Origin of the sequence: Streptomyces sp. NPDC050997 (assembly GCF_040660135.1) — a bacterium.
Taxonomy (GTDB): Bacteria; Actinomycetota; Actinomycetes; order Streptomycetales; family Streptomycetaceae; genus Streptomyces.
This window is the reverse complement of record NZ_JBFAGK010000003.1, coordinates 270,790-294,939: the sequence shown is the minus strand read 5'-3', so window position 1 is coordinate 294,939 and position 24,150 is coordinate 270,790. Positions and strand designations below refer to the sequence as shown.

Annotated in this window: 20 protein-coding genes and 2 pseudogenes; 14 read left to right on the top strand and 8 right to left on the bottom strand. The window is 69.1% G+C overall.

Annotation, left to right across the window (positions count from 1 at the left end):
- Nucleotides 1-42: 42 nt before the first annotated feature.
- Nucleotides 43-1,725 carry a PE-PGRS family protein gene (locus AB0H86_RS07945; protein WP_362434346.1) on the bottom strand — a complete coding sequence of 561 codons (1,683 nt, stop codon included), beginning with the start codon at nucleotides 1,723-1,725 and terminating at the stop codon, nucleotides 43-45.
- A 476-nt stretch (nucleotides 1,726-2,201) separates the two neighbouring features.
- On the opposite strand from AB0H86_RS07945, the gene AB0H86_RS07940 reads away from it, so the two are divergent.
- Nucleotides 2,202-2,834 carry a DUF2461 family protein gene (locus AB0H86_RS07940; RefSeq protein ID WP_362434344.1) on the top strand — a complete coding sequence of 211 codons (633 nt, stop codon included), beginning with the start codon at nucleotides 2,202-2,204 and terminating at the stop codon, nucleotides 2,832-2,834.
- Nucleotides 2,835-3,598: 764 nt separating this feature from the next.
- Here AB0H86_RS07940 and AB0H86_RS07935 read toward each other — a convergent pair.
- Nucleotides 3,599-4,636, bottom strand: a complete 1,038-nt coding sequence (locus AB0H86_RS07935; protein WP_362434341.1) for a winged helix-turn-helix transcriptional regulator — start codon at nucleotides 4,634-4,636, stop codon at nucleotides 3,599-3,601.
- A gap of 203 nt (nucleotides 4,637-4,839) precedes the next feature.
- On the opposite strand from AB0H86_RS07935, the gene AB0H86_RS07930 reads away from it, so the two are divergent.
- Both AB0H86_RS07930 and AB0H86_RS07925 read left to right on the top strand, forming a co-directional pair.
- Nucleotides 4,840-5,331, top strand: coding sequence for a peptidase inhibitor family I36 protein (locus tag AB0H86_RS07930; protein WP_362434338.1), 492 nt, complete (start codon nucleotides 4,840-4,842; stop codon nucleotides 5,329-5,331).
- Nucleotides 5,332-5,425: 94 nt separating this feature from the next.
- A complete protein-coding gene (locus AB0H86_RS07925) occupies nucleotides 5,426-6,418 on the top strand; it encodes a hypothetical protein (RefSeq protein WP_362434335.1) in 993 nt (330 codons plus the stop codon).
- Between the two features lie 308 nt (nucleotides 6,419-6,726).
- Here AB0H86_RS07925 and AB0H86_RS07920 read toward each other — a convergent pair.
- Nucleotides 6,727-6,873 (bottom strand): annotated as a pseudogene (locus tag AB0H86_RS07920) (GPP34 family phosphoprotein); the annotation flags it as partial.
- 158 nt (nucleotides 6,874-7,031) lie between these two features.
- On the opposite strand from AB0H86_RS07920, the gene AB0H86_RS07915 reads away from it, so the two are divergent.
- From AB0H86_RS07915 to AB0H86_RS07900, 4 genes are read left to right on the top strand one after another with little or no spacing between them, the layout of a single operon-like run.
- On the top strand, nucleotides 7,032-7,553 hold the full coding sequence (locus AB0H86_RS07915) for a hypothetical protein (RefSeq protein WP_362434333.1): 522 nt from the start codon (nucleotides 7,032-7,034) through the stop codon (nucleotides 7,551-7,553).
- Nucleotides 7,550-7,903, top strand: coding sequence for a transcriptional regulator (locus AB0H86_RS07910; RefSeq protein ID WP_362434330.1), 354 nt, complete (start codon nucleotides 7,550-7,552; stop codon nucleotides 7,901-7,903). The genes AB0H86_RS07915 and AB0H86_RS07910 overlap by 4 nt, the downstream gene beginning before the upstream one ends.
- The gene (locus AB0H86_RS07905) at nucleotides 7,900-8,811 is read left to right on the top strand and encodes an ABC transporter ATP-binding protein (RefSeq protein WP_362434327.1); all 912 of its coding nucleotides are present in this window, start codon (nucleotides 7,900-7,902) and stop codon (nucleotides 8,809-8,811) included. The genes AB0H86_RS07910 and AB0H86_RS07905 overlap by 4 nt, the downstream gene beginning before the upstream one ends.
- A gap of 11 nt (nucleotides 8,812-8,822) precedes the next feature.
- Nucleotides 8,823-9,674: an ABC transporter permease gene (locus tag AB0H86_RS07900; RefSeq protein ID WP_362434324.1), complete on the top strand. Its 852-nt coding sequence runs from the start codon at nucleotides 8,823-8,825 to the stop codon at nucleotides 9,672-9,674.
- A 54-nt stretch (nucleotides 9,675-9,728) separates the two neighbouring features.
- Here AB0H86_RS07900 and AB0H86_RS07895 read toward each other — a convergent pair whose 3' ends face one another.
- Nucleotides 9,729-9,926, bottom strand: coding sequence for a hypothetical protein (locus tag AB0H86_RS07895; RefSeq protein ID WP_362434321.1), 198 nt, complete (start codon nucleotides 9,924-9,926; stop codon nucleotides 9,729-9,731).
- Nucleotides 9,927-10,142: 216 nt separating this feature from the next.
- Nucleotides 10,143-12,407 carry an MMPL family transporter gene (locus AB0H86_RS07890; RefSeq protein ID WP_362434317.1) on the bottom strand — a complete coding sequence of 755 codons (2,265 nt, stop codon included), beginning with the start codon at nucleotides 12,405-12,407 and terminating at the stop codon, nucleotides 10,143-10,145.
- 247 nt (nucleotides 12,408-12,654) lie between these two features.
- Between AB0H86_RS07890 and AB0H86_RS07885 the strand changes: the two genes are divergently transcribed.
- Nucleotides 12,655-13,410, top strand: a complete 756-nt coding sequence (locus tag AB0H86_RS07885) for a TetR/AcrR family transcriptional regulator (protein ID WP_362434314.1) — start codon at nucleotides 12,655-12,657, stop codon at nucleotides 13,408-13,410.
- A 208-nt stretch (nucleotides 13,411-13,618) separates the two neighbouring features.
- Here AB0H86_RS07885 and AB0H86_RS07880 read toward each other — a convergent pair.
- Nucleotides 13,619-13,708: pseudogene (locus AB0H86_RS07880) on the bottom strand (IS5/IS1182 family transposase); the annotation flags it as partial.
- A 214-nt stretch (nucleotides 13,709-13,922) separates the two neighbouring features.
- On the bottom strand, nucleotides 13,923-14,636 hold the full coding sequence (locus AB0H86_RS07875) for a TetR/AcrR family transcriptional regulator (protein WP_362435235.1): 714 nt from the start codon (nucleotides 14,634-14,636) through the stop codon (nucleotides 13,923-13,925).
- Nucleotides 14,637-14,814: 178 nt separating this feature from the next.
- On the opposite strand from AB0H86_RS07875, the gene AB0H86_RS07870 reads away from it, so the two are divergent.
- Nucleotides 14,815-16,449 (top strand): CocE/NonD family hydrolase, encoded by a 1,635-nt coding sequence (locus AB0H86_RS07870; RefSeq protein ID WP_362435232.1) that lies wholly within the window; start codon nucleotides 14,815-14,817, stop codon nucleotides 16,447-16,449.
- A 507-nt stretch (nucleotides 16,450-16,956) separates the two neighbouring features.
- On the opposite strand, the gene AB0H86_RS07865 is transcribed toward AB0H86_RS07870, so the two are convergent.
- Nucleotides 16,957-18,180 carry an ROK family transcriptional regulator gene (locus tag AB0H86_RS07865; RefSeq protein WP_362434311.1) on the bottom strand — a complete coding sequence of 408 codons (1,224 nt, stop codon included), beginning with the start codon at nucleotides 18,178-18,180 and terminating at the stop codon, nucleotides 16,957-16,959.
- Nucleotides 18,181-18,402: 222 nt separating this feature from the next.
- On the opposite strand from AB0H86_RS07865, the gene AB0H86_RS07860 reads away from it, so the two are divergent.
- From AB0H86_RS07860 to AB0H86_RS07840, 5 genes are all read left to right on the top strand, one after another.
- On the top strand, nucleotides 18,403-19,554 hold the full coding sequence (locus AB0H86_RS07860) for a Gfo/Idh/MocA family oxidoreductase (protein WP_362434308.1): 1,152 nt from the start codon (nucleotides 18,403-18,405) through the stop codon (nucleotides 19,552-19,554).
- Nucleotides 19,551-20,471, top strand: a complete 921-nt coding sequence (locus AB0H86_RS07855; RefSeq protein ID WP_362434305.1) for a sugar phosphate isomerase/epimerase — start codon at nucleotides 19,551-19,553, stop codon at nucleotides 20,469-20,471. Before AB0H86_RS07860 ends, AB0H86_RS07855 begins: the two co-directional genes overlap by 4 nt.
- A 35-nt stretch (nucleotides 20,472-20,506) precedes the next feature.
- On the top strand, nucleotides 20,507-21,634 hold the full coding sequence (locus AB0H86_RS07850; RefSeq protein WP_362434302.1) for a Gfo/Idh/MocA family oxidoreductase: 1,128 nt from the start codon (nucleotides 20,507-20,509) through the stop codon (nucleotides 21,632-21,634).
- Nucleotides 21,631-22,518 (top strand): sugar phosphate isomerase/epimerase, encoded by an 888-nt coding sequence (locus tag AB0H86_RS07845; protein WP_362434299.1) that lies wholly within the window; start codon nucleotides 21,631-21,633, stop codon nucleotides 22,516-22,518. Before AB0H86_RS07850 ends, AB0H86_RS07845 begins: the two co-directional genes overlap by 4 nt.
- A 108-nt stretch (nucleotides 22,519-22,626) precedes the next feature.
- The gene (locus AB0H86_RS07840) at nucleotides 22,627-24,132 is read left to right on the top strand and encodes an ABC transporter substrate-binding protein (RefSeq protein WP_362434296.1); all 1,506 of its coding nucleotides are present in this window, start codon (nucleotides 22,627-22,629) and stop codon (nucleotides 24,130-24,132) included.
- Nucleotides 24,133-24,150 lie beyond the last annotated feature (18 nt).

Sequence of the window (24,150 nt, the reverse complement as noted above, 5' to 3'; positions counted from 1 at the left end):
CATAAGAGCTGCCCGGCAATCTGTGCGCGCCCCCACAACGTTTTACTCCCGCGGGCCGACCAGTTCCTCGTACAGCTTCCGCTTCTGGGCGGTGTCCTTGACTGCCTCCAGCTTGCCCACCCAGTCTTGCTTGATCGTCTGGAGGAAGCCGTGCCAGTCCTCCCCGCCCATCTTCCCCAGTTCCGCCCTCGTGGCACCGATCTTGTCCTGCTTGTGGCCGTGCAGGACGGACTCGGGGTTGGCGGTCGCCTCCGTGGACCTGACGCCGTGGTGATAGCCGACCGGGCTGCGGGCGCCGGGCGCCACCGTCTCGATGCCGACCAGCAGGCCGCCGTCCTTGTCACCGGTCGGCGCGGTGAATACCAGGAGCATGTGGCCGTAGGAGCCGTTCGGCAGGACAACATCGCCGTTCCAGTCCTTGGTTCCGAAGCCGCCGCCCGAGAGGTTGGCCGCCAGCAGTTCCGGGGTGGTCATGCCGGGGGTGTACTCCGAGACCTTGTTCTTCACCGCCGCCCCGACACCGCCCTCCTCCTTGAAGCTGCCGGGCTCACCGTCCTTGTTCTTGCCGATGGAGGAGCGGTGCGTGGCGTAGTCGCGCTTCACTGCGTGCTCGTGCGGGGTGCCTTGCTTGGTGACGCCGAGGAAGTCGAGCAGCTGATGAGGGCTCTCCCCGTTGCGGAGCGCGGGGATGCGGATGTTGACGCGTCCGCCGTGGGCGAGCGCCCGGATGACGTCGCCGTCCTTGTAGTCGACGTACTTGCCGTCCTTCCCCGCGACCTGGAGACCGTGCCGCAGGATGAGCAGGACGTTGGTGAGGATGTTCCGGGCGAAGTCGTCCCGCCCTTTCATCTCCTTCGTCGCGTGTTCGCCGGCGGACTCGTGCTTCTGCTCCTCGCGCAGGCCGTCCGGGAACAGGGTGTCGACGGCCGTTTCCCGGATCTGCCCGTCCCGTTCGGCCTTCAGCGTCTCCAGTTCCGGATCGTCGGGCCCCAGCTCGTTGGTGCGCATGAATCGGCCCAGGGTGTAGGCCGGATTACTCGGCGTGGAGGCTCCCCGGACCGGCGCCTGTGTCTGGAAGGCGAGGGTCGCGGCGAGGACACGCCGTCCCGGGCTGAGCTTCAGCCAGGCCGAGTAGTCGGCGCGCTCGCGCTCCGCGGCCTCGGCCTGCGCGTCCTTCCCGCTCTTGTCCTTGCCGCCCTTGTCCGTGCCGCTCGCGCTCTTGCCCGCGCCGGCCGTCCGGCCCTTGCCCTCAGCGATTCGCCTGCCCTCTGCCAGGGTGCCGATGCCCACACTGTTCAGCCAGCCCGGCCTCTTCGCCGACAGGATCTCGATGTCCCTGAGTTCGTCCTGTTGGAAGGCCGTCCCGAGGACAAGCCGCCGTTCCAGGACCCACTGCATCCGGGAATTCTCCAGCAGCCAGCCCTCCGGCCACTTCTTGTGCGGCTCCCAGAAGTTGAACTTCCGTTTCTTCTGGAGCGTGTGAGCCTCGATCGACGCGCTGAGCCGGACCATCACCGCATCGGGGGCCTGGGAGGCCTGCAGGGCAGCCTCGTCGGTTGGCGGCGTGCTCTCCCTCGCGGGGGCGTCCGCTTCCATCTGGCTTTCCCGGGCCCGCTGGACGATCGCCGTCGCCGCCTGGTTGCCGGCCGCGCTCTGGAGCGCCGTCACCTCGGCGGGGCTCACCCGGCCTGGGCGGCCCGTCCCCCGGACGGTTGGCGCTGCCACCTGCGGGGCGGGTACGGTCCGCGCCGGCGTCCTCGGCCGGCTCTGCTCGGTGTCACCGTGCCGCTGTCCGTACATCCTTGTCCCCTCCCGACTGGTCGCACCGCCCGGCCCCGAACCCGTGTGCCGGTATCGCCTACCGTGCGTTCTGCGCACCAGGCTTCAACCTGCCCGGCCGCGGCTCAAGAGCCGCAAGGGCAGCGCCGGTGCGCCTGCGGGCAACCATTGGCCGTCCTATGCCACTCGAACTCGCCCGCCATTCCGGGGCAGGACTTGATGGACACCGCAGCCCTGCGCCCGCTCATCGCCAAGTAGGGCCGCGTGACAACGGTCGTCCGGTGATGCTCGACAACTCCTGCTCCTGCCTACGGCAGTTCGCGCCGGGCCCGCCGCAGCACATCCCACCTTGTCTGGGGTTACGCCTCCCTGCCCGTCTCACTCTCGGTGCGCGCGGATCACGGGTGAGCTAACCTGCGTGCATGCGCGGACAGTTCACCGGCTGGCCGGAGCAGGCCATGGACGTGTTGTGGCAGCTCCAGGGCGAACCGACCCACGCGACCCGCGAGCGCTACCGCGCGGACCGTGAACGCCTGGTCCGGCAGCCGATGATCGCCCTGCTCAACGAGGTCGCGGACACCGACCCCCGGTACGAGGACTTCTCCGTCTGGCACTACCGCACCGACTCCTGGTGGTGGCAGCACCAGGGCGCGGTGATCCGGCTCGGCCGCAAGATCGAGATCGGTCTCCGGTTCTCCCTGGACGGCCTGCAGATCCAGGGCGCCTGGTGGTACCCCGATCCCGGCCAGGTGGACATGTTCCGCAAAGCCGTGGCCTCCGAGGGGAGCGGCCGCGAACTGTCCGCCATCGTCGAGGACGTGCGGAAGAAGGGCTACGACATCTCCGGGGACGTGATGAAACGTCCCCCGCGCGGCTATCCGACGGACCACTCCCGTACGAACCTGCTGCGCCACCGTTCGCTGATCGCCGCCCGTCCCCTCGGCTGCGAGCAGTGGTTGCACACCCCCGAGGCGGTCGACCGGGTCCTCTCGGCCGCCGCCGACCTGGACGCCCTGCTGATGTGGCTGGTCCGCCACGTGAAGCGCGCCGCCTGACAACACGAGGGCGCCACGCGGCACGGGAGGAACCACACCCGTGCCGCCGCCGGCCCCCGCACTCTGACGGTGATGCGCACTTTCAGCGCCGACCGGTCGTCCCTCGCCCGATATCCGTCCGGCACCTCGGCCAAAGGGACGGCACCGTCGAAGACGGGCCCTGGACCGAGGGCCCCGGAGAGCCCATCCGGCAGGAGTTTGGGAATGCAGGCGCGGACCGGGGCTATGCCCCCGCGCAGCGTGATGCTGCGGTCGAACATCCGGCGGCAGAACGACCTCCGCATTTCCCGCCGTACGGCACCCCCACACAGCCGACCGCACAGCCGTCCCGGGTGATAGCGGGCCGTGAGACACCGCAGGTCAGCGATCTGCCCGTCCGGAGCGGCCTCAGCAAACCTGGCGGGGATGCACCGCGAGCCGAGACCACCGCAGATGAGAGCCGGCCGAGTTCACCGGGCATCGCATCGCATCGCACCGCCCTGATCCTGGCTGCGTGAGCGGACGGCCATTCTCTGGCGACCGCTGGCCTGCTGGCCGCCCTCTATGGCCTTCCCCCGGCGCTCGGACCGCCGCTGCTGGGGCTGGCCGACCTGCGCGGACTGCCGCTGCCGTGCCACTGGGAGCCGTGCTGGTCGCGGCGGCCCTGGGCGCCGTGGCCATCGCCGGCTCGCCGACCTGGCCGAGGAGCCGGGCGCGTACTGGGAGTGGCGCGGACAGCTGCCTGGCAGTGAGACCCCGAGGACGGGGTGGAGCATCCGTGGCGTTCACGCCTGGTTCGTCGCTTCGCTGCCCGCTCGTAGTACGGCGGCTCCGGCGGGAGTGAGCGTATGGAGGACGGTCGCCCCGCAGCGGTTGCTGGTGATCAGTCCTGCCGCCCGCAGGGCTGCGGCATATCTACTGGCGGACGAGACGGAGATTCCGACCGCCCGTGCGATCTCGCCGTTCGTGGCTCCGACGGCCGCGGCGCACAGCACGCCGGCCCGGGCGCGGCCGAGCAACCCGGTCAGGGCCGCCGGGTAGTCGGTCGGGCCAACGACGTGCCCGGCACCCCGCGTTCCCGGCGAGCCCAGCCGCAGAGCCGACGTCTCGTGGTGTACCGGGTAGACCAGGACGGGCGGCAGTCGCGGGTCGGCGAGAGTGGTCGGACTGTGCCAGCAGAAGTACGACGGGACGAGCGTCAGCCCGCGGCCGTTCAGATACAGGTCCCGGTCGCTGCACGGGAAGTCGACATGAAGGACGGATCGACGCCAGCGCATGGCGGGGCCGAGATCTGTCAGCATCCCCTCGACGCCGCCGTCGAGGAGAGCCCGACACCGCATCGCCCGCTCGGCTTCGAGGCGGGCCTGTATCTGTTCGCCGTAGGGGGCGATGGCGGCATCGTGGTAGGCGCGGATCGCCCGCACGAGTTCCTCCCGCGTCTCCCGCTCCGCGAGTCGTGGGGCCCAGGAGGGGGCTCCCACGACGCGGTCCAGGTGCGCCACCTCCGCCAGGACCCGGTGCGGCGGGGTTGCGACGACGGCCTCAAGACCGGCGTCAAGTCCCTCCACCGACTCGGCCGGGGTCAGGAAGTCGGGAAAGTAGGACGCCCTCGGGAACATGGGCAGCAGGATCTCGCGGAGTACGCGGCCAAGCCCTCTCTCCTCCAGACGGCCGCGGGTGGCTCTGTGCCACTCCGCATAGGTCCAGCGACCTTTTCGCGTCTGGAAACGGTGCAGACTGGTGGTGATCTCCCACAGCGGATTCGGTGATCCACCAATTCGTGTGCGGGCCAAATCGACATCCGTGAAATGGATGCGGAGCATTTCACTCCCCCCAATGACCTCGGCTTTTTCACCCAGGTGCCACATCATTGCCCAGCGTGGCACCTCTGGGCAATGGTGGAACAGAAAGCTCATGGAATCCGTGCGCGCCGTGGCCTGATCAGAGGCACATGCGTATAAGTCAAGCGCGTGAATCGGCCAGTGAAAAACCATGGTCGAGATCACCCAAGCCGAAGGGGAGGGTTATGAAACGAGTATTAGTCGTGGCGGCAGGAGCCGTGCTGGCCATGGGAGGTATGGCCGGTACGTCCGCGGCCAGTTCGGCGAACGGTTCCGGCGGTACGTCCGTAGCCGTGATGCCCACCAGCGCGAAGTTGGCCGCGGCGCCGACCGGATGCGGCTCGGGGAACCTCTGCTTCTGGAACGGTGAGAACTACACGGGCGCCGGGCCGGGTCAGCTGTCCGGCAGAAACTCGGACTGGTCGGCCTTCAGCAACAGCGCCTGTCCCAACGGAACCTGGGACAACTGCGCTTCCTCGATCTACAACAACGGCGTCAACTGCAACGCGGTTGCGTGGACCGGCAAGAACTACACCGGGGGCTTCTACAGCCTGTCCCGGGGCTCCGGTGAGACCCAGCTTGCCTCCTCGCACAACAACGCCTTCTCGTCCAACAGTTGGATTTCCCCCAGCAACACCACCACGTCCGCCTGCGGTGGCCCGAACCCCTACGACTGACCGAACCTGACGGTGTCCGCCGGTGACCGGCGGACACCGTCGCGCGTCACACACACCTGCAGCGCGTCTACGAAGGAGCAGTGAGGGCAGCCGCATGGCGCACGGTCGGACCTTCAAGAGAAGCGTGCTTTCCTCCGGTGTCGTAGCGGGGGTGCTCGCGCTGGCGGCTTGTACGTCTCCTGGGGGCGGCGGCGCGAGCGAGGGCAACACCGCATCCAGCCTCACTCGAGCGGAACTCGACCTTCTCACCCGGTCCGGGGACTACACCCGGGACGAGGCGGTGCTCTACCAGGCGGAGACGAAGCTCATCGCGGCATGCATGACGGACAGGGGTTTCCGCTACAAGGTCGACGAGTTCGTTCCGTCTTCCGACTCCTATCAGGAACGTCAGCTGAAACTGGGCGAGCGGCGCACTGAAGGGTACGGGCTCTACCGTGAGTACGCCGCCAAAAGATCTTCTGGTTCCTCTACTTCCTCTACTTCCTCCACTTCTTCGGCAACCGGGAACCGCGAGGAATCTCTGACCAATGACCAATACGTCGCCCAGTTGCCCGCACAGAAAGCGGCGGCGTACATGCGTGCCTTGCGCGGAGGGGAAAATGACCTCCGCGAGATGCGGTTCGACAAGGAAAGGGCGATCACCTTCTCTGAGGTGGGCTGTGAAGCGGAGAGCCGCAAGAGGCTGTTCGGTGAACTGGACGACTGGGCCGCGGCGACCTACATACCCCAGAACCTCAACAGCTCGCTCACGGACAACGTGACAAAAGACGCGAAGTACACCGCGGCGATACGGGGCTGGAAGAAGTGCATGGCCGAACGCGGGTACCACTACAGGACGCCCGACGAGGCGGCCGAGCAGCTGAAGGCGGAGTACCAGAGGCAAGGGGCGGCGGAAAGCCTTCGGCGGCGCGAGATCGACGTGGCGGTGGCCGACGGCACGTGCGCTGAGCGGCTTCACATCCCCTCGGTCGTCCTGTCGCTGAGGAAGCAGTACGCGGGCTCACTCCCAGAAGCCGACAGGAGTCGCCTGCGGCAGGCCGCCGAGATCTGGACGACCGCACTCGGCCGGACCGGGACACCCGACTGAGACCGGGGCGTCCCGACGGGAGCGCGTGACCGCCCGGAGTGCGGCCGCCGTGGCAGCGCCGCGAGTACCCGCCTCGACAAGGGCCGACTTGTGCCGTGTGCCCCCGGCCCGCGTGGCCGTCGTGCGGAACACGTCAAGCACCCTCTTGTTCTCCCGGCGCGGCAGGCCCCGCTCGACGAGCCGGTCCAGCACGGTCTCGCGAAGCCCGGTGCCGATCTCGATGAGGAGGGTCTGTACGCCCGCACTCGCTCGGTGACCTTCGCGTCGGCGGCCCGGAGCAGGGGATCGGGCAACGGCTCACCGGCGACGGCGTGCACCCGTAGACCGTTCAGCCCCTTGTCCTGCTCGTCGACCCTGACGCGGCCGGCCTGGGCGAGCTCGACCAGCACCGCGCCGCCCAGGGTGTAGTACAGGGTGCCGGCCCCCGCGATCGTCCCTGACGAGTCGTCGAACATCAGCAACATCAGGTCTTCGACGATGAGCAGGTCCTTCTGCATGAGCCCTCTTCCCGTTCCCACCCTGTCAGCACCGACGAACCGTCAACTTGCCTACCAGGAAAGTAAAAGATAACTTTCCTACCAGGAAAGTAAAGCGGGGGCGGGAGGCATGGAACGTGAGCGCACCGGTGGATGCCGAACAGGCATGGAGAGACCTGCAGCGCATCCGAGTGCCGCAGGAGCGGGTGTACGACGAGGTCGAGCGGTCCGCTGCGGGCGGCTCGGGCACCACCTGGGCCACAGCCGCGCTGATGTGGCTCTTCCTGGCCGGTCTGGGCCTGGACCTGCCCGGGTGGGGCGTGGGGCTGGTCATCGCCGCGTACGTCGCGGTGCTGAGCGTGGTGGCCGTGCTCCACAACCGGCGGAGCCGGGTGCGCCTGCACCACACCCGGTGCACCCGGCGGATGTTCGCCGCCTTCGTCGCGGGGGCGGTGGTGACCGGCGGGACGACCCTGCTGTCCGGCCGTCTGGTCGATTCGCTGGAGCCGATGTCCGCCAGTCTGATCCAGGCCACGGTCTCGGCGACGGTGTTCGTGCTGTTCGTCGGGCCGACGAGCCGCTGGGCGGCCGGGTCGGCGCGGGGCCGCGGTACACAGACGGCGGGCACGGGAGCAGCAGGCGCGGGGGCGGACGGATGAGCATCCCCGCCGGCTTCGACGAGCTGATCCACCCCGCCACCCGGCTGTCGGTGGTCGCGCTGCTCGCCGCCACCGAATGGGCGGACTTCGCGTTCGTCCGCGACAGCCTCTCGCTCAGCGACTCCGCGCTCTCCAAGCAGCTGCACACCCTGGAGGAGGTCGGATATCTGGAGCTCCACAAGGAGGGCGGCGGCCGCAAGCGGCGCACCAGGGTACGGCTGACGGACCGCGGCCGCACCGCCTTCGAGGGGCACGTCGCGGCGCTCCGGGCGATCGTCGAGGGCGCCGGTCCCCCTGCGGCGACCCAAACACCACCAGGACCGCGACACCGCTCGGAGGCAGGACGATGACGCCGGAGCACACACCCGCCCAGCCGGTCGTCCACGCGCGCGACGTGACGATGACGTACGGCGGCATCGACGTCCTCCACGGCGTCGACCTGGACATCCACCGCGGCGAGGTCTTCGCGCTGCTCGGACCCAACGGCGCCGGGAAGACCACCACCGTAGAAATCCTGGAGGGCTTCCGGCGGCGTTCCGCCGGTGAGGTGAGCGTCCTCGGTACGGACCCGGAGCGGGGCGACGACGCGTGGCGCGGCCGGATCGGACTGGTCCTGCAGTCCTGGCGGGACCACCGCCGCTGGCGGGTCGCCGAGTTGCTGACGCACTTCGCCACGTACTACCCCGACCCGCGCGACCCGGCCGAACTGCTGGCCCTGGTCGGCCTCACCGACCAGGCCGGTCGGCAGGTGGACCGACTGTCCGGCGGCCAGCGCCGGCGGCTGGACGTCGCGCTCGGCATCGTCGGCCGCCCCGAACTCCTCTTCCTGGACGAGCCGACCACCGGCTTCGACCCTCAGGCGCGGCACGAGTTCCATGTCCTGATCGAACGGCTGGCCCGCGACGAGGGCGTCACCGTCCTGCTCACCACCCACGACCTGGTGGAGGCCGAGCGGCTCGCCGACCGGATCGCCATGCTCGTCGGCGGCCGGATCCGGGTCTGCGGCACGCCCGCGGAACTGGCCGGGCGGGCCGCCGCCCGGGCCGAGGTCCGCTGGACGGCCGACGACGGGACCTCTCGCCGCGAACGCACCGAGGACCCCTCACGGCTGGTCTGGGAACTCCACCAGCACGCGGACGGCCCGATAGCCGGCCTGGAGGTCCGCCGACCGACGCTGGAGGACACCTACCTGCACATGGTGCACACAGAGGCCGACGGCACGGACGGGGAAGCGGACGAGGAGGTACAGGCCGCATGAGGAAGACACCCATGACAAACGGTTGGCGTGCCGGGCTCCAGCGCGGTGGCATCGAGCTGCGACACCTCCTGCGCAACGGCAAGGAGATGTCCGGCCACCTGACCAACGTGGTCGTCGCGCTGCTCGTCGCCGCCTACGTCAGCGACGACGTGCCCGGCACCCGGACCCCGATGGCCCATCTGGTGGTGGCGGGCTTCGCCGCCTTCTTGCTGTTCCAGATCGGACTGATCAACCTCCCGCAGATACTCGTGACCGAGCGGGAGGAGGGCGCCCTGCTGCGGCTGCGCGCCACGCCTGGCGGGATACCGGCCTACCTCGTCGCCAAGTGCGTGCTGGTGGTCGTCGTGGCGGTCGGCACCCTGGCCCTGCTCCTGGCGGCCGCGGCGTTGCTGGTGGACGGGCCACTGCCACACGGGCCGGGCGACTGGCTGACGCTGCTGTGGGTCACCACGCTCGGGCTGCTCGCCGTGGTACCGCTGGGCGCGGCCATCGGCGCGGTACTGCCCAACCCCCGCGAGGCGCTGGCATTGATCATGCTGCCGACGATGGGGCTCATGGTCACCTCCGGAACGGTGTTCCCGATCACCTCGCTGCCCGTGGTGGTCCAACAGGTGGCCGCGGTCTTCCCTCTCAAGTGGATGGCACAGGGCCTGCGTTCGGCGCTGCTCCCCGATGCGGCACGGACCGCGGAGGTGGCCGGCTCCTGGGAACTACCCATGGTCGCCCTGGTCCTTACCGCCTGGGCGGTCCTCGGGTTCCTCCTCGCGGTTCCCCTCCTGCGCCGCGCCGCCCGCCGCGAGTCCGGCTCCCGCCTGTCCGCGCGACACCGCAAGGCGGCACAGAGCGGCGCGCTGCCCGGGTAGGCGGCCTTGGGACCGCTGGGTGACGGCACGGCCCAGGTCCTGTTCGAGAAACGATCACTGATCGCGGAGCCAGCCGGCGTGCTTCGCCGCATCGGGCATCGACCGGGTCCTGACCGACAACGCTGGCGTACGGTCCACCGGCTGCTGATCGGCCTCGATGGTGAACTGTCCACACCAGCGGTCCTGTTGTCCGCACACCATGTCCATCGGTAGAAAGGCCAGGCGGGGCACGTCGTATCCCGCGTCCACCACGATCAGCTCACCCCTGAAGAGCGACGGTTCCGCACTCGGCTCCTGCCGGACAGCCCGATGCAACACACTCGACGCTGCGGCCTTCGTTCTGGCCAGGTGCATTCCTCGGTCGGGAGCACATGATCAGCCGAAGGCCGCCTGCACGTAAGGCAGTTACCGACGCGAGCGATCAATCCTGAGGCATCGTTCGACGCCCGAGGTCGCAGATCAAGCGGGTCAGACCCTGGTCGAGTTCTTCGTGTCTGTCGGAGCCGCTGCTGCAGGTGCAGGTGCAGGTGCAGGTGCAGGTGCGGGTGTCGGCGTCGGCTCGGGGCCGCCTTCGCTGAGGCCGTACCGCGTGTGGAGTCTGCGCAGGAAGCCGGGCGCGTACCAGGCCGTGTGCCCGAGCAGACGCATCGCGGCGGGGACGAGGACGCCGCGGACGGCGACGGCGTCGAGGAGGACGGCCAGTCCGCTGCCGAGGCCGAACATCTGCATGAAGCTGAGCTTGGCGGTGCCGAAGGCGAAGAAGCTCACCGCGAGCAGGCAGGCCGCCGCGCTGACGATACGCCCGGTGTGGCCGAGACCGTTGGCCACGGCGGACTCGTTGTCCTCGCCCTGGTCGTGGAGTTCCTTGATCCGGCTGGTGACGAAGACCTCGTAGTCCATCGAGAGGCCGAAGGCGATGCAGAACATCAGCACGGTCATCGTCATCTCCATCGGCTGCGCGGTGAAGCCGAGGAGGGAGGAGAGGTTGCCGTCCTGGAAGATCCAGGTCATGACGCCGAGGGTGGCTGCCAGGCTGATCAGGTTGAGGGCAAGTGCGCGCAACGGCTGCACGATGCTGCCGGTGAACAGGAAGAGCAGCAGGAAGGTGGTGAGGACGATCAGGGCCACGGCCAGGGGGAGCTTGTCGGCGATGGATTCCTTGGCGTCGACGAGTACGGCGTCATTCCCTCCGACCAGGGGGTGGGCCCCAGGGGGCGGGGTGACCGAGCGCACCTGCTTGACCAGGCTCTGGGCCGCGTCCGACTTCGGTGTCAGGCTGCTCACCACGCTGATTCGCTGTGCGTCGGGCCGACCGAGAGCGGAGTTGGCCGGGCCGGTCGCCGCGGACTGTCCCGCGGTATAGATGCCCGTGCTGGTCTCGACACGCACGACGCCCTTGAGTGCGGCCAGTTGGCCCGCGTACGACGCCAGTGGGGCTTTGTCCACGGACTGGCCGATGGCGATGAGGAGGGCCGAGTCCTCACTGCCGTCGAACTTCTCTCGCAGTACCTGCGAGACCTGGCGGCTCTCGGCGTCCTTGGGCAGCACACGTTCGTCCGGCGTGCCGAAGGTGATGTTCAGCAGCGGGCTCGCCGCAAGCAGCAGCACGGCGAGGACAGGCAGTGCGGTGAGCACCGGCCGCCGCATGACGGTGCGAGCCAGCCGTCCCCACAGAGGTGTGCGGGCGTGGGAGCGCCGCGACTTCGCCCACGGCAGCCGCCCGCTGTTGACCCGGTGCCCCAGAACCTTCAGCAGGGCCGGCATCACGAACAGGGTGCTGAGGGCGGCGATGGCGACGACACCGACTCCGGTGAAGCCCATCGAGCGCAGGAAGTAATGCGGGAACACCAAAAGCGCCGCCAGGGCTGCCGCGACTGTCGCGGCGGAGAAGGCGACGGTGCGTCCTGCGGTGTGCACCGTGCGCCGGACGGCGTCGTCCACGCTCGCCCCGGCCGCGAGCTGCTCCCGGAAGCGGCTGACCATCAGCAGGGCGTAGTCGATGCCCAGTCCGAGGCCCAGGGCGGTGGTGAGGTTGGTCGCGGTGTCGGCGACATCGGTGACGCTGCCGAGCAGGAAGAGCTGGGCGAATGAGCCCATGATGGCGATGAGCGCGATGGCCAGCGGCAGCAGGGCCGCGACCACGCTGCCGAAGACGAACAGGAGCAGTATCAGAGTCAGCGGTATGGCGATCGCTTCGGCGAGGATCAGATCGTCGACCACCTGTTTCGACAGGTCGGCTCCGACGGCGGCGCCTCCTCCGGCCTGAACGGTCAGGGTGTTCTTGTAGGTGCCGGTGTAGGTGTCGAGGATTTCCTTGGCGTTTTCCCGCTGCTCCGTGGGGTCGCCTCTCACGTGGGCGAGCACCATGGCCTCGCGGCCGTCCTTGGAGCGCAGGCCGGGGCTGTTCGTCTCCCAGTACGAGACGACGTTGCTGAGCCGCTTGTCCTTCTTGAGGTCGGTCACCAGGGCGCGGCCGCTCTCTTGGGAGGCGGAGGTGTCGATGCGGCCGTCGGGCGAGCGGACCAGCAGCACGAGGTTGACCTCGCCGCCGAACTTCTCGTCGATGACCTTCGCTGCTCTGGTGGAGGGGGAGGCGGGGTCGTCGAAGCCGCCCCCCTTCAGCTTGCCGAAGGCGCCCGCGCCCACCACGCCCATGAGGGCCACGGCCAGGACGGCGACGACTAGGACCAGCCGGGACCGGCGAATCGCCAATTCGGCCATGCGTTCGAACACGGGGGATCTCCTTCGATGTTCTTCTGCGAAAGACGAGGGATGTCGGCCGGGCGGGGCCGGCGCAACGCGTCGTAGAGCCCTTCGCCCCGTCAGAGGGGGCGCGGTGTCGCGCTCTTCGTCGCCGAGAACGACGCTAGTAAGGCAGCGGGTCTTTTAGCAGAAGGAGATTTACCTGACGCTGTTAGGTTTTCCAGTCAGCTTGTAGTTTCCTGGTGCTCCGTCCGATCGGCCGTCCTAGGATCGCCCCATGTCCGCAGACGAGTACGCGACGGTCCTGCCATCCCTGCGCCAGCGACGCCGGGCCGTCGCCACCCAGGAGATCGTGGCCGCCGCCGAGAGTCACCTCGCCGAGCACGGGCTGCACGCCCTTTCCCTGAGAGCGGTCGCCCGCAGCCTCGGTATGACCGTGCAGGGGCTCTACCACTACTTTCCGAACCGGGACGCCCTCGTCACGGTTCTCGTCGCCAAGGCGTACGAGGATCTGGCCGATGCCGTGACGGCAGCCGTCGACACAGCGGCGGACGAACCGGCTGTGCTGCGGTTCATGGCCGCCACCGAGGGCTATCGCCAATGGGCCCTCACACACGTCGAGCGATTCCAGCTGCTGTACGGAGCGCCGCTGCGTCACTACGCGGCACCTGCCGAGGGACCGACCACTCAGGCGATGCGCCGGATGCGCGATGTCTTCCAGCGCGAGATGTTCGACGGGTTCACCACGGCACAACTGGCCGCCGCCGACACCCGGGTGCTCTCGCCGGCTCTCCGGGCGCATCTGGAACCCCTGTTTCCGCACGGTCCGGAAACCCTGCCGCCTCCTGCGACCGCTCTCGTCCTCAGCGCATGGGGGCACATGCACGGCATGGTCGTCCTGGAAGTCTTCGGGCACACATCCTTCGTTGGCGAACACCAGGCCGAGATCTTCCACATGGCGATGCGGGCGCTACTCGAGGACATTCATCGCCGGATCCCCGAGCAGCCCATGGGGACACCGACTGCGCCCTGACAGTCGGAGCCCGCATCTCCGGCCGCTGCGCATCCCGTTGCGCTTCTCAGTCCTCGACCGACGGGAAGAGAGCCGTTCGCCCACCGACCATGGTCAGTGCAAGTGTGTCAACACCCGACCGACGCATCGAATGGGTATGTTCCGCACCACCGCATGGAGTGAAAGGACGTCGCCTCCCGCGAGGACCGGGCAAGCACTCCGAACCCCCACCGAAGGTCCGCTCGACGACCCAGCGCCGCGGGATCACCTTGAATCCCTTCGCGGCCGGATCTTGGCGGACGGCTTGGACGTCGATGCCGTATTCGGCCAGCTCAACAGCCTCCTCCGCCGCCAAGTCCGCAGGCAGGAAGGTAGGAAGGCAGGTAGGCCGGGAGTTCGAACCCATCGCATGCGTCATCGACTCACAGACCGGGTGTACGGCGTGGTGCCAACTGCTGGACGCGGTCCGCCTCGGCCCGAGGACGACGTCGCTGAAGTCACCGCCCACCGCAGGGCGCCCAAGCGCGGCCGGATCAGTCGGCGTCGAGGCCGTCGATCAGGCGGTTGAGGAAGCGGGTGAACGTGGCTTCGGGAGTGAGGGGGCGTCCGGGTGCGGAGATGGCTTCGGCCAGTTCTGGGTGGTGGCCGTCCGCGGCGACAGCGGCGAGGTAGCGGGCTTCGGCTGCGGCCCGGTCGGGTGATTGTGCGGCTGCGGCCTGCGCGATCTCGTAGGCGACGTGCCCTGCTACGAACGCGGTGAGCTGGGCGAAGACCTCGAGCTTCGCTGCGCCGTCCAGGCCGGTGGGCCGCAAGGCGGCAAGTGCTCGTTCCAGGAAGGCCAGGGTGTTGGGGCCGGGTGTCCGGCGGGTGGACAGGGTGCCGGGCAGCCAGGGATGCCGCAGCATGAGTGCACGCTGGAGATGGGCGATGGTCTTCAGGTCGGCGCGCCAGTCGCCGGTGGGTGCGCAGTTCGTCGGCAGTTCGCCGCTGACGTGGTCAACCATCAGTTCCAGCAGGGTCTCCTTGTCGGGGGCGTAGCTGTAGAGCGACATGACACCGGCTCCGACCTGTGAGGCGACGCGTCGCATGGTGACCGCGTCAAGCCCTTCGGTGTCTGCCACGGTGACCGCTGCCACTGTGATCACCTCGCGGCTGAAGAAGGGCCTGCGCCCCCTGCGGGGCCCGGTGGGGCTCAGCCAGAGCTGTTGGGGATCGACGCCTCTGCCGGACACACCATCACGGGTCACGATCTTCGTAGTCCCCTTCTCCTCGGTACGGCCCTTGTGGAGGTCATCCAAGCATCTACTATTCTCGTACATCGTACGGAAATAGTGGAGGGGAAAGATGACATCACCTACGCACGACGCTGCGTTGAACCCGGCCTGGACACCGCCTTCCGGGAAGCCGCCGTGGTCCTCGCGGATGATGAGAGCGATCTGGCGCAATCTCCCCGCCAAGCGGTACGAAGTCGGGTGGGAGCCGGGGCTGGTGGCTCCGGCCGCTGACGGCAGCCCGTTGATCACGGACCATTACTTTCCGCGCGCAGAGGGCGACTTCCCCACCCTTGTCGTGCGCTCGCCGTACGGCAGGGGCCTGCCGTGGTCACCCCAGTACGGCATCCTCTTCGCCGAACAGGGTTTCCATGTGGTCCTGCAGAGCTGCCGCGGCACCGGTGGCTCAGGCGGTCAGTTCGATCTGTGGCGCAATGAGGCCGCGGACGGCCAGGCCACGGTGTCCTGGCTGCGAGAGCAGCCGTGGTTCAACGGAACGCTGGGCACGATCGGTCCCAGTTACCTGGGGTATGTGCAGTGGGCGCTCGCTCTGGACCCGCCGCCGGAGCTGAAGGCGATGGTGGTGCAGGTGGGTCTGCACGATCCCTACGCCTTGTTCCACACAGACGGTGCACTCCGCCTGGAGAACGCCCTCCTCGTCGGCGTCGGAATGGCGTACCAGCACCGGGGGATGGCGCCGTTCGTGAGAGCGACGCTGCGCCTGCAGCGCCGACTGCGCGGAATCATCACCGCGCAGCCGCTGCGCGGGGCGTACATGTCAGCGCTTGGGCGCGAAGTGCCCTGGCTGGACGGCGTGATGACACACCCGGATGCCGACGATCCGTACTGGACCGGTGCATCCCCGGGAGAGGCGGCGGAGCGGCTGAGCGTGCCCACCAGCCTGATCACCGGGTGGCACGATGCGCTGGTCGACCAGACCTTCGAGCAGTACGGTCGTCTGCGCCGGGCCGGATGCGAGACCGCCCTGCTGGTCGGCCCCTGGACACACACCTCCGCACTTCAACAGGGCTGGCCCGAGGTGTTCGCAGAGAGCCTCGCCTGGCTGCGCGCGCACCTGTGTGCCGACCCCTCCGGCCTGCGTCCCACCGCAGTGCGCCTCCACATCGGTGGCGAAAACGCGTGGCAGGACCTCGATGACTGGCCGCTGTCTCCGGCCGCTACGTCATGGTTCCCCTCCCCGGACGGGTATCTGACCCAGCAGGCCCCTACGGACATCACACCGCTGACATCCTTCCGTTACGACCCGGCGGCCCCCACCCCGTCGCTCGGCGGCGCTCTGCTTTCCCGGACCGCCGGACCTCGCGACAACAGCGCCCTGGAGGCCCGAGAGGACGTTGTGACGTTCACCAGTCCGCCGCTGGCCGAGCCCGTGGACGTCCTCGGCCCGGTCTCCGCGCGGCTGAGTGTCTCCACGGACACCGGACACGCCGACGTCTTCGCCCGCCTGTGCGACGTGGACGCACAAGGGCGTTCCACCAACGTCTGTGACGGGCTGGCTCAGCTGAGGACTGTTGGGCAGGCGCCTTCGGAGGTCACCGTACCGATGAGCTTCACCGCGTACCGCTTCGCCGCTGGCCATCGTATTCGCTGGCAGATCAGCGGAGGTGCCCATCCGCGCTATGCCCGTAGTCCCGGCACCGGGGAGTCATCGGTCGACGCCAAGACATTCACGCCGGTACGAATTACCCTCCACACGGACTCGGCATTGATGCTTCCCCGGGGTGCCCAGGCTGCGCAGCCCTTCGGCGTTCAGCAGTCCGACGCATAGGCGCATGGAACTGACGGACGCCGGACGGCGACCAGGGCTCATGGCCTCCGGATCATGGGTGTGCCGGTGTGGGTGGCGATGTCCTGGCCGGGGTTACGCCCGGCCCGCATGGCTGCCGTTTTTGGCGGTGTGTTCCATCAGGGCGATGACCCGGTGGGTGCCGTGAGCCACGTCCATTGCGCCGCCCATGGGCTTCGCACTCGCGCTGGAACAGCCGGGCGGGACGAGGGGGTTTCGCCGCCCGGCCCCCACGGCGACTCGGCTGCTCACCAGGAATCGCGGCGCTGATCGCTTTGTAGGGACTCGACAGCGAACCCGTCTGTGTTGCACGACGGCAAGCGCCCCATGGAGCGGCGAGTGACAGCGATCTGAGCCTGCATCGACGCCGGGAGAAACCCGTCACCACGGGCGGCGGGCCTCCTGGCAGCGCAGTTCAGGCTCGTCGACGGTTGAGTCGAGGCCGGGTACCTGGGGAGCGGCGATGTGGCTGTCAGCCGAACCGTCGGCTCAACGCCCCTCGTGCAGCAGCCGTGCGATGCCTGCCGGACTGAAGGCGTCCTGGCTGGCCAGGGCGATGCCGCCGTGCAGGCCGGCACCGCCCTTGAGCTGGGAAGCGGTGATGGTGAGCTTGCGGGTGGCCAGCGGGAGGGCCCGCTGGTACACGGCGGCCCGTACCGCGGAGACGAGGTCGTCGCGCAGTTCACTGAGCGGTCCGGCCAGTACCACGGTGCGCGGGTTGAACATGTGGACCAGCATGGCCACGACCTCGCCGATCTCCGTGGCGGCCTGACGCACGGCGTGCAGGGCGGTCGGGTCGCCGGCCGCGATACGCCTGGCAAGTTCGCGGGCGCCGTGCAGCGGGTCCTCCGCGGTCGACTCGGCGATGCCGAGGCCGCGCAGTACCGCCCGATGAGAGGCCAGTGCTCCGACGCAGCCGACGTTGCCGCAGGCGCACAGGACGTTGCTGCCGCTCACGGCCCGGATGTGGCCGATGTCGCCGGCGGCACCGTCGGCGCCGCGGTACACGTCATCGGGGGTGGTGATGAGACCGGCCCCGATGCCACTTGAGATCTTGATGCACAGCAGCGGAGTCTCCAGCCGGGCCTGCGCGGCCTCGCCCAGCGCCATCAGGTTGACGTCGTTGTCCACCACGATGGGCGCGTGGAAGCGCTCCCGGAGATACTCGGCGACGGGAAAGCCGTCCCAGCCGGGCATGCCCGTCGGCTGCACCGCGCACCCTTGCTCGAAGTCCACCGGTCCGGGTAGACCGACGACCACCTCGCGCACGCGGTCGGGAGCGCGCTGGTGCTTCTCCAGCAGCCCGTGCAGTTGCTCGGTCACCGCGTCCAGCACCACTTGCGGTCCCGCGTCGATCCGGACGTCCACCGTCTCGCGCGCGATCACCCGCCGGGTCAGGTCGGCAAGAGCGATCTGCGACTCCGCGGTGTCGACGTCCACGACGATCACGGTCCCTGCCAGCGGGCTGATCGTCAGCACGCGCGGCGGCCGGCCCCGCACCGACCGTCTGGACTCGACCTCCTCCAGAATCCCGGTGCCGACGAGATGGTCGACCTGCTGGCCCACGGTCGACCGGGCCAGGCCACTGCGCCGGGCGATCTCGGCGCGGTTGGTCGCCTGGCCGGAGACCACGAGCCCCAGCACCCGGCGCAGCGCGAGCGGCACGGACGCGGACCCGACCTCTACTTCGGCACTGCCGTCATCTTTATGCATTCACGTGAACGTAATGCCGCTTCCTTGTGTCCGTCAATAGAGCCCGAGCGGCGAGAGGTGAGGTCGGATCAAGCGGACATGTTTCCCGAATTACGGCTCCTTTTAGGCCTTGAAGAAAATTAAATTGGTTCTCTTGTGCTGTGTTGGCGAACTAAACGATGGTGTTGCGCAACGCGGCGTTCAGACCGCGGTCGGTCGCTGGACGACGACGGAGGTGCACCGGTGAGTGACTCGATGCGGGCAGTGGTGGTCGGGGCCGGAATGATCGGTGCCGTCCACGCCCGGGCCATTCGCGCCGCAGGCGGCTCTGTGGCCGGAGTGGTCGCTTCGACCGCCGAGCGCAGCGCGAGGGTCGCCGAGGAGTGGGCGGTACCCGCCCACTATCCCGACCTCTCGGCGGCGCTCGCCGACGACAGCGTCACGGTCGTCCATGTGTGCACCCCGAACGCACTGCACGTGCGGCAGGCGGAGGCGGCCCTGCGTGCCGGGAAGCACGTGATCTGCGAGAAGCCGCTCGCCACCTCCGCCGCCGACGCCGAACGGCTGACCCGGCTGGCACAGGAGTCGGGACTGCTGCTCGCCGTCCCCTTCGTCTACCGCTACCACCCACTCGTCCGGGAGCTCCGCGACCGTCGGCTGCGCGGTGAGTTCGGGGCGTGGCAGCTGATCCACGGCAGCTATCTGCAGGACTGGATGCTCTCCGCCGACGCCATGTCCTGGCGGGTCGACCCGGCGGACGGCGGACCGTCGAGGGCGTTCGCGGACATCGGCTCACACTGGTGCGACCTGGTCGAATGGGTCGCCGGAGTCCGCTTCACCGAGCTGACCGCGAGGCTCGGCACCACGGTCGCCACCCGCCCCGCCGGCACCGGCGCCAGCTTCTCGACCGCCGCCGGGGGACCCCGGGTCGAGGTGCGCACGGAGGACGTGGCGACCGTGCTGCTGCGCACCGGCCACGGTGTCCTCGGCTCGCTGACGGTGTCCCAGGTGTCGGCCGGCCGCAAGAACCGGCTGTGGTTCGAGCTCGACGGCTCCGCGGGCAGCGCGGTATTCGACCAGGAGAACCCCGAGACGGCGTGGCTCGGCGCCCCCGACGGGGCGCGCATCCTGGTGCGCGACCCCGGCCACGGTTCGGCCGAGCAGCGCCGCCTCTCCCACCTGCCCGCAGGTCACGCGCAGGGCTACGGCGACTGCTTCGCCGCCTTCGTCGCCGATGCCTACGCGGCGATCCGCGGAGCGAGGCCCGAGGGCCTGCCCACCGGTGAGGACGGAATCCGCTCGGCCCGGATCGTCGAAGCAGCGCTGACTTCTGCCGCGTCGCTCACCTGGACCGACATCGCTTCCGAACCCGCAGCCCTGGAGGCCTCCGTATGAAACTCGGCATGCTCACCGCCTGTCTGCCCCGGCTCTCCCTCGCCGAGATCGCCGCATGGGCGAGCGAGGCCGGCTACGAGGCCCTGGAGGTCGCCGCCTGGCCGGACACCGGGGGCCGGGACTTCGAGGCGGCCCACCTCCCGGTGGCCGGTTTCGACGACCGTGCGGCAGACAGGACGCGAGCCCTGATGGAGCGTCACGGCCTCGGCATCTCCGCCCTCGCCTACTACGAGAACAACCTCCACCCCGACCCGGAGCGGCGGGCCGGGATCCACTCCCACCTGAAGGAGGTCGTGGACACGGCGGCCGCACTGGACGTCCCGTACGTGGGCACCTTCGTCGGCCGTGACTGGACGCGCCCGGTGGCGCACAACCTGGCCGAGGCCGAGAAGGTCTTCCCCGAACTCGTCGAGTACGCGGGCGAGAACGGGGTGAAGCTCATCATCGAGAACTGCGTGATGGAGGGCTGGCACCCCGACGGCTACCCGGGCAACCTCGCCTACTCGCCCGAGCTGTGGGAGTGGATGTTCTCCCTCGGCCTGTACCTGAACTGGGATCCCTCGCATCTGACCTGGATCGGCATCGACCCGGTCAAGACCATCGCGCCGTACGCCGACCGCATCGTCCACGCCCAGGCCAAGGACCTGCAGATCCTGCCCGGAAAGGTGGACCGCTACGGCTTCTTCGGCAAGGCGGCACAGCGCGAGGATCCCTGGGACACCGGCTGGTGGCGCTACCGCGTGCCGGGCCGTGGCCAGGTCGACTGGAACGCCGTGGTGGACGCGCTGTACGAGAACGGCTTCACCGGAACCCTCTCCGTCGAGCACGAGGACCCCGTGTGGAGCGGCACCGAGGAGCGGGTCAAGACCGGCCTGCGGATCGCGCACCGGACCCTGCGCCCCCTCGTCATCACCTGACACCACCTCAACCCCCTACGGATTACGGGAGATTCATGGCTCAGCAACAAGCACGGCACCGCATCGGGATCCTGGGCGCCGGCAACATCTTCGGCCGCTATGTCGAGGGCCTGCGCACCTTCCCGGAGCTCGAGGTGGTCCGTGTGGCCGACGTCGACACGGCCCGCGCCAGGCAGGCCGCGGACGAGTACGGCATAGCGGCCTGGGGCGACGGCGACGAACTCCTCGACGACGACTCCGTCGAGATCGTCGTCAACATCACCCCGCCGCAGTTCCACGCCAAGACCGTCATAGCCGCGCTGGAGGCCGGCAAGCACGTCTACGTCGAGAAGCCGCTCGCGGCCACGGCCGCCGAGGCCCGTGAGGTCCTCGACGCCGCCGGGCGGGGCACGGCGCTGCTGGGGTCGGCCCCAGACACTTTCCTCGGCAGCGCCGTGCAGACCGGCCGGCACGCCATCGACGCGGGCAGGATCGGTGAGGTGGTGGGCGCCACCGCCTTCGTCCGCTCCAGCCGCTCGGAGACCTGGCACCCGGATCCGCGTGCCTTCTACGGCCCCGGCGGCGGCCCGGTCCTGGACATGGGCCCCTACTACCTGGCCGCGCTCGTCAACTGCCTCGGCCCGGTCAGGCAGTTGTCGGCGGCGACCCGTACCGGAGCACCGACCCGCAAGGTCACCAGCCCCGATCGGGTGGTCGACGAGATCACGGTCGAGGTCCCCACCCACGCCTCGGCCACCCTGACCTTCGCCTCCGGAGCCATCGGCACCACGCTCATGAGCTTCGACGTCTGGGACACCGAGCTCCCGCGCATCGAGATCTACGGCACCGAGGGCACCCTGGCGCTGCCCAACCCCAACTTCTTCGACGGCGACGTACGCCTCAAGCGGCACGGAGACGTGGAGTGGCAGGTGCTCAGCCCGGTCACCGAGCTTTTCGGAGCCGTGGACACCCCCGAGCAGCACCGCCGCGGACTCGGCGTCAGCGACCTCGCCGGCGCGATCGACGGCGGACCGCACCGCGCGAACGCCCAGTTCGCCCTCCACGTCCTGGACGTTCTCGAGAGCTTCGAGACCTCCCAGCGGGAGAACCGTTTCGTCACGCCGGCCGGCAGCTGTGAACGCCCCGAGCCGCGCCCCGCCCACCGAGAGGACCGCACCGCATGAAGATCAAGCAGGACCGCCTCGCCATCAACCCCCTCCAGTGGGTCGCCAGCGCCGACGGCTGGATCGACCCCACGCTCGCCCCACCGCTCGACCAGCAGCTCGCGGTCATCCGTGACGCCGGCATCACCGCCCTGCACAGCGCCGTCCCCGGCGACCTGACCGCGCGGGCGTACGCCGAGAAGCTCGCCGAGTACGGCATCAGCGCCGCGCCCGGCTACATCCCGGTCCGCCTCTCCGACGACGCGACCGAGCGGCAGACCTTCCGCGACACGGCCGCGCGGGTCGCCGCACAGCACGCGGAACTCGGCGTGCCCACCGTCTTCCTCGCCATGGGAATGGCGAAGGACGCCGAGCGCGTGGCCCGTCCCGCCGTCGGGCACCTGGCGGAGCAGGGCCGCCTGGAACGCGTACGGGACCTGCTGGCCGAGATCGCCGGGATCATCCGCGCGGAAGGCATCACCCCGGCCTTCCACCCGCACGTGGGCACCTGGGCCGAGACCGAGCTGGAGACCCGCTTCATCCTCGACACCGTCGACTCCTCCGTCCTCGGATTCGGACCCGACATGGGCCACCTGGCCTGGGCGGGCGCCGACCCGGCGCAGCTCGTGCGCGACTACGCGGACCGGGTGGCGAGTGTCCACATCAAGGACCTGGACCTCGGCCTCGCCGCCCAGGCGCGGGAGGCCGGCTGGGACTACCGCAAGACCGTCCTGGCGGGGCTGTGGTCGGAACCCGGCCACGGAAACGCCGACATCGAAGGCTTCATCGGCGCCCTGCCCGACGACTTCGACGGGTGGCTGATCGTCGAGGTCGACCGGGGCGCCCGGCCGACGCCGGACGAGAGCGTGCGGCTCTGCGGCGAGTGGGCCGCGCGGCAGGCGTAGGCATGACCGGCTTACGTGGCGCGACAGCGGTACCGGCAGTGCACCCCCGGCAGCGGGGCGACCCGGGGGACATCCAGGAGACTGAGGATTGAGACAGGTGGAGAGAACATGCGCAAGACAGTGGCGTTCATCGGCGCCGGATTCCTGACGGCGACCGTCGCGGCCTGTGGCGGCGGCACCCAGGCCGCCGGCTCGGACAAGACCCTGACCCTCGCGGAGTCGGTCACGGCCACGCCGTGGGACCTGGCGAAGGCGAGCATGGGCCCCGAGGCCCAGTACTACCAGCCGGTGTACGACACCCTGATCCGGCTGGACACCAAGGGGGAGCCCACCCCCAACCTGGCCACCTCGTGGACGTACGACAAGGCCCAGACGACCCTGACACTGAAACTGCGCGACGGCGTGAAGTTCACCGACGGCACCGCGCTCGACGCGGACGCGGTGCGCAAGAGCCTGCTGCACACCAAGAGCGGGACGGGAACCGCGGCCGGCGAGATCCAGGACATCACGGGTGTCGACGTCGTCGACGCCCACACCGTGGCCGTCAGACTGAGCCACCCCACGGCAGCGCTACTGCCCGCGCTGGGCCAGGTCTCCGGCATGATCGCCGGCCCCAAGGCGCTCGACGGCCCCAAGACCCCGGTCGGCTCGGGCCCGTACAAGCTGGACACGAGCGCCACAACCGCCGGGCAGACGTACACCTACACCCGCAACCCCGACTACTGGAACGCGAAGGCCTTCTCCTACGACAAGATCGTCATCAAGTACCTGGCCGACCCGACCGCACGCACCAACGCCCTGTTGTCCGGCCAGCTCGACGGCGCCACCCTCAACCTCAACCGGGTCAAGACCGTCAAGGACCGCGGCCTGAACGTGGTCACCTACCAGCCCGGCGACGTCGAGGGCCTCTACATCTGGGACCGTGCCGGCAAGAAGGTGCCCGCCCTCGGCAAGCTGAAGGTCCGGCAGGCGCTGAACTACGCCTTCGACAAGCAGGCCATCATCAAGTCGGCCAAGACCGGGCTCGGTACCCCGACCACGCAGGTGTTCGCCAAGGGCGAGGACGGCTACCAGGCCGCGCTGGACGACACGTACTCCTACGATCCGAAGAAGGCCAAGGAACTGCTGGCCGAGGCCGGTTACCCGAACGGCTTCTCCGTCACCGTCCCCGACCTCTCCGCGATCTTCCCGCAGGAGCAGGCCGCGCTCGACCAGTCCCTCAAGGACATCGGCATCAAGGTCACGCTGGACACCCTGCCCGGCGACCAGATCTTCAGCGCCATGCTGTCCGGCAAATACGCGATGTCGTACTTCAAACTGGGCGCGCCCACCGCCTGGGACAAGGTGCAGCTGGAGCTGACGAACAAGTCCACCTGGAATCCCTTCAAGTACGGCGACCCGAAGACGGACGACCTCATCGCCCGCATCGGCAAGGCGACCGGGAGCGAGCGGGAGAAGCTCTTCGAGCAGCTCAACACCTATGTCGTCGACCAGGCATGGAACGCACCCTGGAGCGTCATCGCCAACGCGTACGCCACCGCGAAGGACGTCAAGGTGACACCCCAGCCCGGGTCCCAGTACCCGCCGATCTACAACTACACGCCGGCGAAGTAGTCACCGGCCCTCTCCGGC